This is a genomic window from Hymenobacter swuensis DY53 (assembly GCF_000576555.1).
In the GTDB taxonomy this organism is placed as follows: Bacteria; Bacteroidota; Bacteroidia; order Cytophagales; family Hymenobacteraceae; genus Hymenobacter; species Hymenobacter swuensis.
Map to the genome: position 1 here is coordinate 4,651,514 of NZ_CP007145.1, position 15,099 is coordinate 4,666,612.

Consider the following 15,099-nt stretch of genomic DNA (forward strand, 5'->3'; position numbering starts at 1 on the left):
TGACGGCTATCATCCTATCACCCGCCATACACATAAGGCCAGTCGTGGAAGCGTTCCGGCAGGTGCAGGCGTTGCGGGTGGGCCAGCAGGTACGTTTGGATGCGGGTTAGCTCCGGGGCATCCAGCACCGGCAGTTCGTGGAAGCCAGGTTGCCAGAAGTCGGCCTCCGGCGGGAGCTGGCCGCGCAGCAGGCGGCGGGCCAGGTTGGCGGTGCGCTGGTGCAGCAGTTCCACGGTTTTATAGAGCGAGAGGCTGGAGCCGACGGGTAGATGCAGCACGGCATGCAGGTGGTTGGGCAGCAGCACGAAGCACGGCACCCGCAGCCCCTGCTCCTCCAGCATCAGCAGCTCGCCGGCCACAGTTTCGGCCAGTTTTTCCTTCGTCAAATAATCCGGCCCCACGGTGCGGGCATCCAGCAGCGCATCGAAGCCGGCGAAGAACTGTTTCTCAGCGCGGCGGTGCGCCTCCGGGGAGTCGGCGGCTTGCCGGGCGGCTATGTGCTGGGCGTGCAACTGCCGACCCGCCCGCGTTGGGATGGAGCCGGCTAAGCGCAGGGTGAGCAGGATGGTTTCGCCGGGAGGCAGCATAGGCGGAATAAGTACGTTCGGGCTTGTCGAAACAACTCGCTTGGGGTAGTAATCAGATTAGGTTGGCAACGTCAGCACGCGAGATGTCTCGGCAAGCTCGACCTGACGTTCTGTTTTCCCGACCCGATTACTCCGCCGGTTTCAGCACGCCATTCACTTCCACTACCTCCCCGCTTTCCAGCAAACCAGCCAGTACCGCATCCAGTTGCTGGCGCATTTCTTCGGATAATCGGCTGAAGCCGAGCAAGCGTACCGTAGGCAGGAATACGGCCTCGCGGGGAAGGACAAAGCTCTGCTCCACCACGGTGCGTAGGGCGCGGGCCAGCTCCTCGGGAGCCACAAACGTCAGCTTGCGGGAAATGGCGGGCAGCTGGCTCCGGTCGCGCAGGGGCGGCTGTTGCATGCTGATGTCCCACAGAAAATCACCCTGCTGGCGCAGGTGGCGCAGGTTAGCGGCCAGTAGCGCCGCGTCGCGGCCGGCTTTGCGCATGCGGGCTCCTACCTGCGTGGCCCCGCTGGCTTGGCCCAGCCGGCGGGTGGCTTCATCAAGATGAATCGGGCTTTCAATGCGGACAATCTGGGTGAGCCAGTTGGCGAGTTGGCCCAGGCCGTGCTGGTGCAGCTCGCGGTGACCCACGGCGGCCGGCAACTGGGCTACTTGGTAAGGTTCGGCTAGTGCCGGGCTTTCAACCGGCAGATCTTCCCGCTCAATACCAGTGGTTTCCGCAGTTGTTTCTGGCTCTTCCGGCTCGTCGGGGTCGTCCTGGGTGGCGCGGCGCCGGGCTTCTTCAATGGCCTGCACAGCGCGTTCGGTTTCGCGCTGCGGGTCCCGGAACCAGTCGGTGCTCCAGATGCGGTGCAGCCGCCAGCCCACGGCTTCCAGCACCTGCTGGCGCAGCCGGTCCCGGTCCCGCGCCGAGCGGGCCGAATGGTACATGGCTCCGTCGCACTCAATACCCAGCACGTAGCGGCCGGGCTGGTCGGGGTCCATCACGGCCAAATCAATATAAAAGCCCTGGCTGCCAATTTGCGGACGCACCACGTAGCCCCGCGCCATGAGGGCGCGGTGTACGGCCTCCTCAAAGGGCGACTCCATCGGGCGGCCGGTGTCCTTGTTCTGGTTCAGGCGGCCGTGCTGGGCGAAGTTGAGGAAGGTTTTGAGCGCTGCCACGCCCTTGGCGCGAGTCCGGCTAAGGTCCAGGTCGTCGGCGGTGATGTTGGTGAAGACTTCGCAACGCTGCCTGGCCCTTGTTATCAGCACGTTGAGCCGCCGCTCCCCGCCCTCCCCGTTCAGCGGCCCGAAGCTCATGGGGAGGTAGCCATCCTTGGTGCGGCCGTAGCCGATGCTGATGAGGATGACGTCCCGCTCATCGCCCTGCACATTTTCCAGGTTTTTGATGAAGAACGGCTCGTGCGGGTGGCGGTTGAAAAACGCCTCCGTTTCGGGGTGCTGGCGGCGCAGCTTCTCCAGCGCATCCTGAATGGCCTGGCGCTGGGCCGTGCTGAAGGCCACCACGCCCAGCGTGAGGCGCGGCGTGGTGCGGGCGTGGTGCAGCACAGCCTCAGCCACGGCCTGCGCCTCCAGCGGGTTAGTGCGCGTGGTGCCCCGCTCGTAGTAGGTTTCGGGCAGCTGATGGTACACCAGCCCCAGCTGGCCCTGCCCGCCGGGACTGGGAAAAATCACCAGCTTGTTCTCGTAAAACAGGTGGTTGGAGGCCGCAATAAGCGACTGGTGCAGGCTGCGGTAGTGCCAGCGCAGCATCCGCTCGGGCATCTGGCGGGCCTTGCACAGCTCCAGAATACTCTGGATGTCGGCCGTTACGTTTTCCTCATCAGCCTCCTCGCCCGCCCCGGTTAGGGAGTCGAAGAACGAGGTAGGCGGCAGTTGCTTGGAGTCGCCGACCACCACCAGCTGCCGGCCCCGGGCAATGGCACCCAGCGCATCCACCGGCTTTACCTGCGAAGCCTCATCGAACACTACCAGATCAAACTCCACCGCCCCCGGCGGCAGGTAGCCGGCTACCGACAGCGGCGACATCATAAACACCGGCTTGATGGCCTGCACTGCCCGCCCGGCTTCCGCCATCAGGCGGCGCAGGGGCTTGTGGCGGGACTTTTTGGCAAACTCGTTTTTGAGCAGCAGCATCTGTCCGCCGGCCTGCGGGTGGGGCAGGCCCTCGTGGTGGCGACGCAGGGCCCGGATACGGTTGTGGTACAATGAATCCTGGTCAGCCTGACGGAAGCGGGCGGCCAGCTCCTCGTGGCTGGCCCGCTCGAACTGCCGCAGGGCCGGGTGCTGCTCGTAGGCTCGGCGCTGCAGGTACTCCAGCCACGTCTGGCGCACGGCGGCGGCCAGAAAGCGGGGGGCATCCGGCCAGCTTTCGGCCAGTAGCAATAGTTCCGGCAGCTGTTCCTGGTGCACGCTGGCGGCCACGTTGTTCCACTCTATCATCAGGCGCAGGGCGGGTACGTCGGCTGCCCAGGCGGCCAGGGTTTGCTGCTGATTATCAAAGGCATGAAACTGCAGCCGGCCAGCTGGCCCGAAGCGGCGCACTTCATTGAGCTGCAGACTATCTGCTACGGCCTGAAGGGCGGCGCGGTGCTGAGTAAGGGCAGTTTCGAGGGCGGCTAACTGGTCGGCAAGGTCGTTCTGGCGGTGGGCTTCACCCTGCCTCCCCCTTTCATCAAAGGAAGAAGTAGAGCCCAATGATTGGTTAGCCGCCAAATACCCTAGCAGCTCTTTGGGCAGCTCGCCCCGGCTGATGCGCTGGTGGGTCAGGGTCAGGTATTCCTGGGTTTTGGCCAACGCCGGCCAACTGGAGTGCGTGCCCTGCCAGGCGGGGCCGAACAGGGCACCGGCCCAGGCATCAGCTTCGGTCAGGGTCTGGCGGTGGCGGGTGGTTTCGTGGATGGCGTCGATGACAGGTAGCAGTTCGGCCGCATCTTTGGGTAGAGGGCCGCGCCACAGGCGTTGCAGGCGTTGGCGGGCGCGGCGGTAGTCGCCGCTCAGGACGTTCCACCACTTGCCGCCGTACGAGAGCAAAACGGCCCGCTCCGTCAGCAGCTGCTGGTCCCAGGCTTCGGGCAGCAGCACAGCGTCATGTTGCTGATGCAGGGCCGTGTAGGTCGCGCCGGCCAGCAAAATTTCAGTCACGCGGCTGGTTTGCTGCATCCAGGCCGTATCGGCCACGGCTGCGCCGGCCAGCGGCGGAGCCAGCTGAGCGTGGCGGGCGGCGGGCAGTAGCTTTTCGGCGGCGGCGCGGTCAGTAGGCCCAGCCAGACCCAGCGGCGCTGCCATGGCAGCGGCCTGGGTTTGCAGGTCCTGCACGGCGGCCTGGGCCGTGGCCAGCTGGGCGGTGAGGGTGGACTGGTCAGCGGGCAATAACACCGTCAGCTCGCTGCCCCAGAAAAGCAGGTGTTTGGGCGGTCCGGTTTTCTGCAGAGTAGCCTGCAGAAGCGTCGCCGATGCTTCGGCGTGGGTCGCGTCGGCATCGGCCCAGGTGGCCAGATTGGGTAAGGCAATGCGCGGCAGCTCCACCGGGCTTCGCTCTTCGGCTAGGCGCAGCAGCTCACCAACTACCTGCTGGGCGGTGCGGCGGCTGTGACCGATGGGTGCGTTTACAGCCAGGGCGTAGTCGTTGAGGGCCTGGCGGTAGCGGGGCAGCTGGGTTATCTGGTCTTCCACGCTGGCGGCCGTGGCGGGGCGGCCGAGGCTCAGGGTCTGCCGCAACTCGTCGTGGAGGGCTTTTTTGTTGGCTTTGTGGCTGTGCAGCTCCAGACAGGCCGCGCCCAGGCCCAGGGCATCGAGCCGGCGCTTTACTACTTCCAGCGCGGCCATTTTTTCGGCCACAAACAGCACTTTCTTCCCGGCCCCAATGGCCTCGGCCAACAGGTTGGCAATGGTCTGCGACTTGCCGGTGCCGGGAGGGCCCTGCACCACCAGGTTGCGCCCTTCCTGTACCGCCAGCAAAGCCAACAGCTGCGAAGAATCGGCGTCCAGCACCTGATGCAGCTCGTGGGCAGAGCTTTCGGTATCCAGAAAGGCCGTGTCGCCCACCGTCGGGGCCGCGTCGCGGAAGCCGGTATTCGGACCCAGCAGAGCCTTGATGGCGGGGTGGTTAAGCAGCGGGCTGTCGGCGGGCCAGGTAGCGGGGTCCAGGTCGCGGTAGAGTAGGAACTTGCCGAAGGAGAAGAAGCCCAGGGCAACGGAATCGGGGGTTACTTCCCAGCGCGGCAGGCCCGCCACGGCAGCCGCTACGGCCGCGTAATAGTCGGCCAGGGACGTTTCCTCCTCCAGCAGCGGCAACACCAGACCGAAGCTAGCTTTGAGCTTGGCCTGCAGACTCAGGTTGCTTTCGATTTCGGTTCCGGTGTGGCGCAGCTTAAACCGCTCGGCGGCGGTGCCGCGCTCCAGCAGCACCGGCACCAGCACCAGCGGGGCCTGCCGGGCTTCCTCGGTACTGTCGGCCTCGTACCAGCTCAGCATCCCCAGGGCCAGGTACAGGATGTTTACGCCCTGTTCCTCCAGGCTGGTGCGGGCGGTGTAGTAGGTGTTCAGCAGGCGGCTTTCCAGCTTGGCCAGCGGCTCAGCGGTTTGCAGCTTGTTGTCCGCAGCATCGGCGGCAAGTACGGCGGCGGTGGTAAGCTGCTGGGGCGTTACAGCGGCGGGCACGGGCAAACCCAAGGTTGCGGCCCGGCGGGCGGCCCGCTCCGCGTCGCCCTTCCAGCCGACGGGAGTTGGCAATGCTACTTCCGGGACGGGGGCAAATACCATTGCACGCCCTTTGCGCACCAGCAGTTCCCATACTGCCGCCGACTGCTCGCCAACTACCTCAACGCCCCGCGCTTTCGAGGGACGAAAGTTGAGCAACGGGTTGCGTAAACCCAAGTCCAGCAGCTCCTGGCGGGATGCTTCCAGACGAACGGTCAACGTAGAAGCAGCAGTAGAATCAGTCGACATACACTACAAATCCGGCAAGAATTACGCGCACTTACCATACAAAACCCGTCGGCAACGGATGCCGACGGGTTTGTGAAGCTGCCAGAAAACAGCCTGTTTACGACACTGCCGCAGCCTTCTTCAGACCTAGCTTCGAGTGTTTGAAGCCGTAATTGAAGTACAGGGCCAACCCAATCACCAGCCAGCCAAAGAACAGCAGCCAGTTGTTGATGCCGAGCTGGGTCATCAGGTAGAGGTTGGTAAGCAGGCCCAGCGTGGGCAGCAGGCTCAGCTTTTTGCGGAACGAGAGCCAGGCCAGGCCCAGGCAGAACCCGAAGAACACCAGCATCGGGATGTAGTGGCGGCCTTCCTCGTAGCTGCTGAAAGCCTGCGTAAACTCGCGGATACCGGCCTGGTTGTACATAAACAGCAGCCCGGCCCCGACCAGCAGCACCAGCGGCACCAGAAATTGGCCGTTGATGTAGGGCACCTTGAAGCGGGCGTTGCTCTGGCCGTGGGGGTCGATGATGAGGATGCCGCCGCACACCAGGGCAAAGGCAAACAGTGTCCCAATGCTCGTCAGGTCAATCACTAGGTCCATGTTCAGCAGCATGGCCGGCACGCCTACAAAGAAGCCCGTCACGATGGTGCTGAACGAAGGCGTGTGGAACTTGGGGTGCACCCGGGAGAATACCGGCGGCAGCAGCCCGTCGCGGCTCATGGTCATCCAGATGCGGGGCTGCCCGATCTGGAACACCAGCAGCACCGAGGCCATAGCCAGCACCGCTGACACGGCCACCACGCCGCCCAGCCACTTCACGCCTACTTTGTTGAACACATACGCCAGCGGGTCGCCCACAGCCAGCTCCTTGTAGTTCACCATACCGGTGAGAATCAGGGTGATAATCACGTAGAGAATGGTGCAGATGATGAGGGCGTAAATCATGGCCCGGGGCAGGTCGCGCTGGGGGTTTTTGCACTCCTCCGCCGTCGTCGAAATGGCATCGAAGCCGATGTAGGCGAAGAACACCGCCGACACGCCTTTCAGCACGCCGCCGATGCCATTGGGGGCAAACGGGCTCCAGTTTTCGGGCTGCACGTAGAACGCGCCTACCAGAATCACCACGGCCACTACCACCAGCTTCAGGGCCACCAACAGGTTGCTAGCGTTCTTACTTTCCTTGATACCCACGTACACCAACGCCGTAATAGCCAGGGTAATAAGCCCGGCCGGCAGATCCAGCACCAGCCGCAGCCCGCCCCCGATTTCGGGAGCCGCGCTCCAGGCTTTGTAGCCTTCCAGTTGGGCCGCTGAAGCTTCGCTCAGCGGCTTGCCGGCCTGCATCAACGCCAGCACTTCGTTGTAGTATTTGTGGGCGCTCTGCATGCCCATCGTGAGCCAGATAGGCACGTTGACGCCCACGCCGCTCAGCAGCCCGGTAAAGTAATCCGACCACGAAATGGCCACCACGATGTTGCCCACCGCGTACTCCATAATCAGCGCCCACCCGATAATCCAGGCCGTAAGCTCTCCGAAGGAAGCGTAAGCGTAAGTATATGCCGAGCCCGACACAGGAATGGTGGCCGCAAACTGCGCATAGCACAACGCCGAGAAGGCGCAGGCAATGGCCGTAAACACGAACAGCAACGACACAGCCGGGCCGCCATCATGCGAGGCGTTGCCGATGGTACTGAAGATACCGGCCCCGATAACGGCCGCAATACCGAGGGCAGTCAGGTCCCGAACGGTGAGGTGGCGCTCCAGGCCGCCGGCAGGGCCGCCGTGGCCTTCCGCGTCGGCGGGCGGGTTGTGCAGAATGTCGTCGAGGCTTTTGCGGCGAAACAGGCCGCTGAGGCGCGAGGGAGGCAGGGGGGTTGACAAAATCGGGCGTGAGAGGGTAGAAAGGGAAACCTGAGCAAACTGACGCCCGATCCGCACTTGGCAGATAGGGCCCCGCGTTTGCTTCAGGGGGCAAAAGATACAGAATAATGGCGGGCGGCTGCATGGGTTGGCGTGCCAATGGTATCTTCCGGCTATGGCTTCCCGTATTTCGCTCCCCCAGCCCTGCCCGGCCTCCTGGGCCGATATGACGCCCGCTTCCGGCGGCCGCCACTGCGCCGCCTGCAACAAGGTGGTAGTCGATTTCACTTCCCTGACCGAAGCCGAAACTGTGGCCGCGCTGCGGCAGCCGGACCGGGTGTGCGGCCGGTTTCGGCAAGAGCAGATCAATCCGCTTGCCAGTTGGGCACCGTGGCTGGCGGCGGCCGTTCTCACTCTGTCGTCCTGCGAAACGAGCTCGTCAGCCGGTTCAACCCTGAGCCCGGAACTGCCAGCTAAAGAGACGCTCGTACACCAGGATTCTATTCTGGTACGTGGCAAGGTGGTGGATAAGGGAAGTGGCCAGCCGCTGGCCCAGGCCATTATTATCAGCGAGCAGGATACCTCCTTCCATACCCGTACCGATGCGGAGGGCACCTTTGCCCTGCTACTTCCCAGGTCATTGCGCGGCACTCAACTGGTAGCCGCTCAGCCTGAGCCGGCTCATCTGACTCCCGATGACCCGGAGCCCGGCTTGTATATCCCCCGCTATTTCTCCGCGGATGAAAGCAGACCTATTGTAATCCGGCTGCGCAACCCGGGGCCCATGATTGGCATGCCTGTCCTGGAACCTCAGGAAAATTACTCGCCGGCCGTCATGTCGCGGGTAATGCACCTGGCGCCGCCCCCAAAAATTTCCCACTAGCCCAGCTTTCCCACCGCCGCGTGTGGAATCCGGCCCGGTCCGGCATCAGACAGACCGAACCTTACCCTACTGCCATGCCTGCCCGCTACACCCTCACCGTTCCGCAACCCTGCCATGAGAGCTGGGCCGCCATGACACCCGCCGCCCAGGGCCGCCACTGCGCCGCCTGTGATAAGGTAGTAGTTGACTTTACCCGCCTGACCGACGCCGAGGTGGTGGCTTTTCTGAGCCGGCCCACCGGGCCCAGCTGCGGCCGGTTCCAGACGGAGCAGCTGAACCGCCCGCTCCGGGCCACGGCCGAAGCACCGGCTTCGCGTCGGTGGCTGGCGGCTGCCCTGGCGGTGCTGGGGCTGGGCGTGGCCGGACCGGTGGCGGCCCAAACCCGCCTCGTCGCCCCGCAGGAGCAGCGGGTATTGTTGGGGGAAACGGTAGCACCAGCGGCCACTTCACCCAACCGGAGTATTCGGGGCCGGGTGACGGATGCGGCTACGGGTGCAGGACTGCCAGGGGTGACGGTGCTTTTGACGAACACTACTATAGGGGTTTCTACCAATTCGGACGGAACGTTCGAGTTACCAGGCTTATCTGCGGCCGCCAGCCAGCTCACCGTTGCTTCAATTGGTTATTTTACCCAACAAGTCGTGTTGGCAGATTTCAAAGGCCAAGACATCTATATAAAGCTTGCTGTTGATGAGAAAGCCATGAATGAGCGAATTGTGGTAGGAGGCTGTTCCGTATCACCTTGGTATTCCCCCCGCAGCCTGTGGCAGCGGCTGACACAACCATTTCGGCGTCATTAAATCAGCCAGCAGCAAACCTTTCGGCCCCTCAACTCCTTATTCCGGCAGTATGAAGAATTTACTGCTGGCTATTTTCCTGCTATTCATGGCCTCGGGCTGCGCCCTGAAGCCGACCAACAAATTCGACGTGTTCACGGAGCGGGCCCAGCTGCCCCAGGAGGAGGCCGTGCACAAACAAAACTCCCTGGAGTGGTGGTACTTCACCGGCCACCTGCGCGACCGGAAAACCGGCGAGCAGTTTGGAGTGGAGTACGTGTTTTTCCACTTTAACCTGAACGGCAAGCGCGACTGGCAGATGGTGAACTTCGCCCTCACCGACCCACAGGCCAAACAGTTCCGCTACGACTACAAGGTGCAGCGCCTCCCGCAGCTCCTGGAACCTAAGCTGCCGCTGAGCCTGCACGCCGAGAAAAAAGACCAGACTTGGACCCTCGACGGGCAGGAAGGCCGCTACCATTTGCAGGGCCGCATGGCCGCCCACCAGGGCCATGCCCTCGATCTGCGCACTACCCCCGCCAAACCCGTGCTGCTGCACAGCGGCACCGGCTATGAAAACTACGGCGACGTGGCCAAAGCCGGCTACTATAGCTACCCCCGCCTCACGGCCACCGGCACGCTGGAAGTAAACGGCCAGGTGCACGAGGTGGAGGGCGAGCTGTGGTACGACCGGCAATGGAACTGCAACAGCGTGACCAACAAAGGCATCGGCTGGGACTGGTTTTCGTTGCAGCTCGATGAAACCGACCCGGCCGCTACCGCCCAGGCCGGCCCCCAGCCCGGCGCGGCCCCGGCCACCACGCGCCACGATATCATGACCTACCTGCTGTTTGACCGCAACTCCAGCCGCACCGTGAGCGGCGGCACTTACAGCGGCCCCAGCCAGAATGAGGATCTGAAAGCGGACGACTTCCAGCTCGAGGTCCTCGACTATTGGACCAGCCCCCACTCCCGGCTGCGCTACCCAAGCAAATGGCGTCTGCGCATCCCCAGCCAGGAGTACGACCTCACCATCACCCCGCTGGTAGCCGACCAGGAACTCACGCTCAAGCTCTTCGCCGGCATCAAGATGCACTACTGGGAAGGTATGTGCCAGGTAGAAGGCACCCACCACGGCCGCCCCGTCCAGGGCAACAGCTACGTAGAGCTGACCAACCGGGGAAAAGAGAAGTAAGAACTGAGACTATAAGAGGTGAGACTTCTGTTCTGGAAGCCTGCTGGCCCAACTGAACGAAATTCTTACTTCTCCCCTCTTATAGTTAATCTCAGGTCTAAAAATTACCCGTTCAGAATCACCCGGAAGGTGGTACCACGGCCCGGCTCGCTCCATTTCACGAAGAGGCGACCCTTATGATAGTTCTCGATGATGCGCTTGGCCAAGGCCAGACCAAGGCCCCAGCCCCGCTTTTTAGTGGTGTAGCCGGGCAGAAACACCCGTTCCATCTTGCTTTTCGGGATGCCCTTGCCGGTATCGGTAATATCAATGGCAATCTGGGACTTGTTGCGGATGGGGCGGCGCAGGTGAATGGTGATGCTGCCCCGGCCGTCCATGGCATCCACAGCGTTTTTGCAGATATTTTCGATGACCCAGTCGAACAACGGGATGTTTACCTGGGCGGGCGTGTCGGTGGGCAGGTCGGTTTTTACCTCGAAGCTCACCTTCCGCGACACCCGGCTCTGCAGGTAACTGATGGCGTTCTGGGTCACGCGTAGGATGTTCTCGTCGTTGAGCACCGGCACCGAGCCGATGTTGCTGAACCGCTCGGTAATAATCTCCAGCCGCCGGATGTCCTTGCCCAGTTCCTCCACAATCGGCTCATCCCGGAACCGCTCACTCTCACGCAAATACGCCTGCCAGCCCACTAGGCTGCTCAGGGGCGTGCCCAATTGGTGGGCGGTTTCCTTGGCTAGCCCTACCCACACCCGGTTCTGTTCGGCGCGGCGGGAGTAGCTGAACGCGAAGTACGCAATAACGCCCAGGCACCCGATAATAGCCAGCTGCACCAGCGGGTAGTACCGCAGCTGCGTCAGCAGATCCGACTCCTTATAGTACAGGAAGTTACGCAGCCCCGCCCCTATTTCAATGATAATAGGCGGGTGCTGCTCCTTCATCAGTTCAATTTCCTTTCGCAGCAGCCGGATAGAGGTTTGCTCCGACACGCCCTTGGGCACGCTCACGTTACGGGCATCCACAATGTTGCCCTCCCCGTCCGTCACAATTACCGGTATGGTGGTGTTGGCCCCGATAATCTCGTCCATCAGAAACGACAGGTTCGAGGTTTCCTCAGTGTTGATGATGTAGCGCTGGGTTTTGGCGTAGAGGTCAATCTGCTCCTGCTCCCGCTCCGAGAGGCGCTGCACCAGCACGTTGGTATAGATGACCGTGGCCGCCCCAATTAGCAGGGCTACGGCCACAATAACGAGTTTGATGCGGGATTTCTGGTCGTAAATAGGAATGGGTAGCACAGGCGAAGCGGAACGGTGACGGGAGTGCCGGATACGGCCGACTCCTCAGCGAAGATACGGCCACTGCCCCGGCAAGGTCCACGGTAGCTGACATGGGAAAAATGATTTTCGCCGGCTTTACCCCTGATAATCGGCCATTAGCCGATGTGAACCGGGTTTTTGCCCCAATTTTAACTCTCTCCGAACCCTGGGCGTACATCAACTGTTTTTACCTAGCAATTTGTAGCGTATTTTTGCCCCCTGATTTTCGCACTAGCACCAGCTATGCTCCATTCATTCAAGGCCCTTAGTCTTTCCTTCAAAAAAGCACCTCTCGCCATTCGGGAGCTGATTGCGTTGGATGAGGCTGCCTGTCGGCGTTTCTTATATACCCTGCACCATGAGCTGGCCCTCCAAGACCTGCTCGTGCTGAGCACCTGCAACCGGACGGAAGTGTATTATTCCGCCGAGCGTGACCAGAGCCCGACCATTATTGAGGCGCTGGGCCAGCTGAAAGGCCTGCCGGAGGTAACTGAATACTTCCCTTACTTCGATGTGCTGGATCAGCAGACTGACGCTGTACGCCATCTTTTCGAGGTAGCAATGGGCCTCGATGCGCAGGTGGTAGGCGATTTGCAGATCAGCAATCAGGTAAAGCAGGCATACCAGTGGTCAGCCGATGCAGACGCAGCCGGGCCGTTTCTGCACCGCCTGCTGCACACCGTATTCTTTACCAATAAGCGCGTACAGCAGGAAACTTCGTTCCGCGACGGCGCGGCTTCTACCTCTTATGCTGCCTTGGAGCTGGTGGAAGAGCTGACGGCCGACATTGCCAACCCCCGCGTGCTGGTAGTAGGCCTGGGCGAAATCGGGGCCGATGTATGCCGCCACTTCGGCGACAGTAAGGTGTTCACCGACGTCACCATCTGCAACCGCACCCGCTCCAAGGCCGACGAGCTGGCCCAGGAGTGTGGCTTACAGGTAATCGACTTCGAAAACCTGGTACAGGGCCTCAAAGAGGCCGATGTCATTATCAGTAGCATTGCCCGCGACGAGCCTTTTTTCACCCGTGAGCTGGTGGCGCACCTTGACGTGCTGAGCTACAAGTTCTTTATCGACCTCTCCGTGCCGCGCAGTATTGCCGCCGATGTGGAGCAGGTGCCCGGGGTGCTGGTCTATAATATTGATGCCATCCAAAGTAAGGCTTCGGCCGCGTTGGAGCGCCGTTTGGCTGCCGTGCCGCAGGTACGCGCCATTATTGAGGAGAGCATGGCGGGGCTGCAGGACTGGAGCAAGGAAATGATGGTGTCGCCTACCATCCAAAAGCTCAAGAATGCCCTGGAGCAGATTCGGCTGGAGGAGATGGACCGCTACCAGAAAAAAATGAGCCCCGAGGAAGCGAAGCGCGTGGACGATATTACCCGCTCGCTGATGCAGAAAATTCTCAAGCAGCCCGTCATTCAACTGAAAGCCGCCTGCAAGCGCGGCGAGGCTGATCAGCTTATCGATGTACTCACCGACCTTTTTGACTTGGAACGCCACCCTGACGTAGCGTAAGCAAGTATACAGCACAAAAAAGCCTGCCCGACACATCCGTCGGGCAGGCTTTTTTTATGGGTTGGGCAACGACACCCGGCAACGAGCCGGCTTTACATCGTGTCGCAGCAGTCCTCCAGCGAGTCGATTACATCAAGCAGCTTGGGAATGGAGAGGGAGTAGTAGATTTTGGTACCCACCTTGAAGGAGGACAGAATGCCCCGGTCTTTGAGGGTGATGAGGTGCTGGGAGGCAATGGCCTGGGGCAGATCAAGAGAACGGTAGATTTCCGTGACGGTCATCTTCTCCTCTTTGCCCAGCAGGTCAACAATGGCGAGGCGTTTGGGGTGGGCCAGCACTTTAAGCATGGCGGCGGCCTTGTCTACTTTTTTGGATTCTACTCGTGACAGCAATGGTTTCATATGTCGTTACAACGGTGGTAGCAGAGGGTGGGTATCTAGGAATAGGCTTAATACGATATTCCAGACCCGCAAAGTTCCTCCCAGCATACCAGGGGCAAAAAAAAATTATATCCGGCGAGAAAATTGTATCCGTACAGGCTTCTACGCAACAATGGAGCCGAAGGACAAATCCGCGTAACCAGGGCTGCTTTGCTGTTGAGCTTACGCACGATATTTTCCCGCATGGTATTTATCCGGTACAGCAAGTATGCCGGTCCGGGGGTCTGGGTTTGTCCGTTTCAGGTACCATCGGCCATGAATGCCTGCGTACCTTTGCCCCCGAAATTTCCCACCCCCACCCCTACCTATTTCTGTTAATGAAAGACCTGCTGGCCAAGTTCGAGAACAAGCGTCCTGAAATCGTTTTTGAATGGAAAGACTCCGAAACCGAAGCCGAAGGCTGGGTGGTGATTAATTCCCTGCGCGGTGGCGCGGCCGGCGGCGGCACCCGCATGCGCAAGGGCCTGGACAAGAGGGAGGTAGAAAGCCTGGCCAAAACCATGGAGGTGAAGTTCACCGTGTCGGGGCCGGCCATTGGCGGGGCTAAGTCAGGCATCAACTTCGACCCCCAGGACCCGCGCAAGCGTGGCGTGCTGGAGCGCTGGTACAAGGCCGTCATTCCGCTGCTGAAAGCCTACTACGGCACCGGCGGCGACCTGAACGTGGACGAGATTCACGACGTGATTCCGATTACCGAAGACTACGGCCTCTGGCACCCGCAGGAAGGCATCGTGAACGGCCACTACCGCGCCACCGAGCCCCAGAAGATTCAGAAGCTGGGCCAGCTACGCCAGGGCGTGGTGAAAGTGCTGGAAGACGCCACCTTCACCCCCGACCTGAGCCGCAAATACACCGTGGCCGACCTGATTACCGGCTACGGCGTGGCCGAGGCTGTGCGCCACTACTACGAGTTGTGGGGCGGCCGCAGCGTGGCTGGTAAGCGGGCCATCATCCAGGGCTGGGGCAACGTGGGCGCGGCGGCGGCCTACTACCTGGCCAGCCAAGGCGCGCGCATCACCGGCATCATCGACCGGGCCGGCGGCCTAATTAAGGAGGAAGGCTTCTCGCTGGAGGAAATCCGAGCGCTGTTCCTGAACCGCAACGGCAACGCCCTGGCGGCCGATAACCTGCTCTCCTTTGAAGACGTGAACCAGCGCATCTGGAGCAGCGGGGCCGAGATATTTATTCCGGCGGCGGCTTCGCGGCTGGTTACGCGCCAGCAGGTGGAGCAGCTGGTGGCCGGCGGGCTGGAGGTGATTAGCTGCGGGGCCAACGTGCCGTTCCAGGACCCGGAAATCTTTTTCGGGCCTACCGGCGAGTTTGCCGACGCCCACACCAGCGTCATCCCCGATTTCATTGCCAACTGCGGCATGGCCCGGGTATTCGCCTACCTGATGGAATCCAACGCCGAAATTACCGACCAAGCTATCTTCCAGGATACATCCCGCATCATCCGGGCGGCTCTGGCCCGCACCCGCCACCAGGGCGACGCCACCACCGGCATTGCCCAGAAGTCGTTCGAAATGGCGCTTCGGCAGCTGGTATAGATGGAGTGTGAAGAATGTAGGTGAAATGTGAGGAATGTACCCG

At 61.5% G+C, this 15,099-nt stretch carries 10 protein-coding genes; 5 read left to right on the forward strand and 5 right to left on the reverse strand.

The genetic code is table 11. The annotated features are described in order from the left end of the window. Nucleotides 1-17: 17 nt before the first annotated feature. From HSW_RS21205 to HSW_RS21215, 3 genes are all read right to left on the reverse strand, one after another. On the reverse strand, nt 18-587 hold the full coding sequence (locus HSW_RS21205) for a hypothetical protein (protein ID WP_044003746.1): 570 nt from the start codon (nt 585-587) through the stop codon (nt 18-20). A gap of 127 nt (nt 588-714) precedes the next feature. After that, nucleotides 715-5,547, reverse strand: a complete 4,833-nt coding sequence (locus tag HSW_RS21210; protein ID WP_044003747.1) for a DUF3320 domain-containing protein — start codon at nt 5,545-5,547, stop codon at nt 715-717. A 97-nt stretch (nt 5,548-5,644) separates the two neighbouring features. Next, nucleotides 5,645-7,408 (reverse strand): amino acid permease, encoded by a 1,764-nt coding sequence (locus HSW_RS21215; protein ID WP_231501335.1) that lies wholly within the window; start codon nt 7,406-7,408, stop codon nt 5,645-5,647. A 154-nt stretch (nt 7,409-7,562) separates the two neighbouring features. Between HSW_RS21215 and HSW_RS21220 the strand changes: the two genes are divergently transcribed. The 3 genes from HSW_RS21220 (at nt 7,563) to HSW_RS21230 (ending at nt 10,241) form a co-directional block, all read left to right on the forward strand. After that, nucleotides 7,563-8,270, forward strand: coding sequence for a peptidase associated/transthyretin-like domain-containing protein (locus HSW_RS21220; protein WP_044003749.1), 708 nt, complete (start codon nt 7,563-7,565; stop codon nt 8,268-8,270). Nucleotides 8,271-8,344: 74 nt separating this feature from the next. After that, the gene (locus tag HSW_RS21225; protein WP_044003751.1) at nt 8,345-9,070 is read left to right on the forward strand and encodes a carboxypeptidase-like regulatory domain-containing protein; all 726 of its coding nucleotides are present in this window, start codon (nt 8,345-8,347) and stop codon (nt 9,068-9,070) included. Nucleotides 9,071-9,119: 49 nt separating this feature from the next. Continuing rightward, nucleotides 9,120-10,241, forward strand: coding sequence for a lipocalin-like domain-containing protein (locus tag HSW_RS21230; protein WP_044003753.1), 1,122 nt, complete (start codon nt 9,120-9,122; stop codon nt 10,239-10,241). Between the two features lie 104 nt (nt 10,242-10,345). Here the strand turns inward: HSW_RS21230 and HSW_RS21235 are convergent, their stop codons facing one another. Further along, on the reverse strand, nt 10,346-11,533 hold the full coding sequence (locus tag HSW_RS21235) for an ATP-binding protein (protein WP_231501336.1): 1,188 nt from the start codon (nt 11,531-11,533) through the stop codon (nt 10,346-10,348). 264 nt (nt 11,534-11,797) lie between these two features. On the opposite strand from HSW_RS21235, the gene hemA reads away from it, so the two are divergent. After that, nucleotides 11,798-13,069 carry a glutamyl-tRNA reductase gene (gene hemA, locus HSW_RS21240; protein ID WP_044003754.1) on the forward strand — a complete coding sequence of 424 codons (1,272 nt, stop codon included), beginning with the start codon at nt 11,798-11,800 and terminating at the stop codon, nt 13,067-13,069. 92 nt (nt 13,070-13,161) lie between these two features. Here hemA and HSW_RS21245 read toward each other — a convergent pair whose 3' ends face one another. Beyond that, nucleotides 13,162-13,470 carry an ArsR/SmtB family transcription factor gene (locus HSW_RS21245; RefSeq protein WP_044003755.1) on the reverse strand — a complete coding sequence of 103 codons (309 nt, stop codon included), beginning with the start codon at nt 13,468-13,470 and terminating at the stop codon, nt 13,162-13,164. 356 nt (nt 13,471-13,826) lie between these two features. Here HSW_RS21245 and HSW_RS21250 point away from each other — a divergent pair, with 356 nt between their 5' ends. After that, nucleotides 13,827-15,056 (forward strand): Glu/Leu/Phe/Val dehydrogenase dimerization domain-containing protein, encoded by a 1,230-nt coding sequence (locus HSW_RS21250; protein WP_044003756.1) that lies wholly within the window; start codon nt 13,827-13,829, stop codon nt 15,054-15,056. Nucleotides 15,057-15,099: the final 43 nt, after the last annotated feature.

What these genes read in the sequence shown, in the direction of transcription:
- HSW_RS21205 (WP_044003746.1), bottom strand. Translation starts at nt 587, where the DNA reads ATGCTGCCTCCCGGCGAAACCATCCTGCTCACCCTGCGCTTAGCCGGC.
- HSW_RS21210 (WP_044003747.1), bottom strand. Translation starts at nt 5,547, where the DNA reads ATGTCGACTGATTCTACTGCTGCTTCTACGTTGACCGTTCGTCTGGAA.
- HSW_RS21220 (WP_044003749.1), top strand. Translation starts at nt 7,563, where the DNA reads ATGGCTTCCCGTATTTCGCTCCCCCAGCCCTGCCCGGCCTCCTGGGCC.
- HSW_RS21225 (WP_044003751.1), top strand. Translation starts at nt 8,345, where the DNA reads ATGCCTGCCCGCTACACCCTCACCGTTCCGCAACCCTGCCATGAGAGC.
- HSW_RS21230 (WP_044003753.1), top strand. Translation starts at nt 9,120, where the DNA reads ATGAAGAATTTACTGCTGGCTATTTTCCTGCTATTCATGGCCTCGGGC.
- hemA (WP_044003754.1), top strand. Translation starts at nt 11,798, where the DNA reads ATGCTCCATTCATTCAAGGCCCTTAGTCTTTCCTTCAAAAAAGCACCT.
- HSW_RS21245 (WP_044003755.1), bottom strand. Translation starts at nt 13,470, where the DNA reads ATGAAACCATTGCTGTCACGAGTAGAATCCAAAAAAGTAGACAAGGCC.
- HSW_RS21250 (WP_044003756.1), top strand. Translation starts at nt 13,827, where the DNA reads ATGAAAGACCTGCTGGCCAAGTTCGAGAACAAGCGTCCTGAAATCGTT.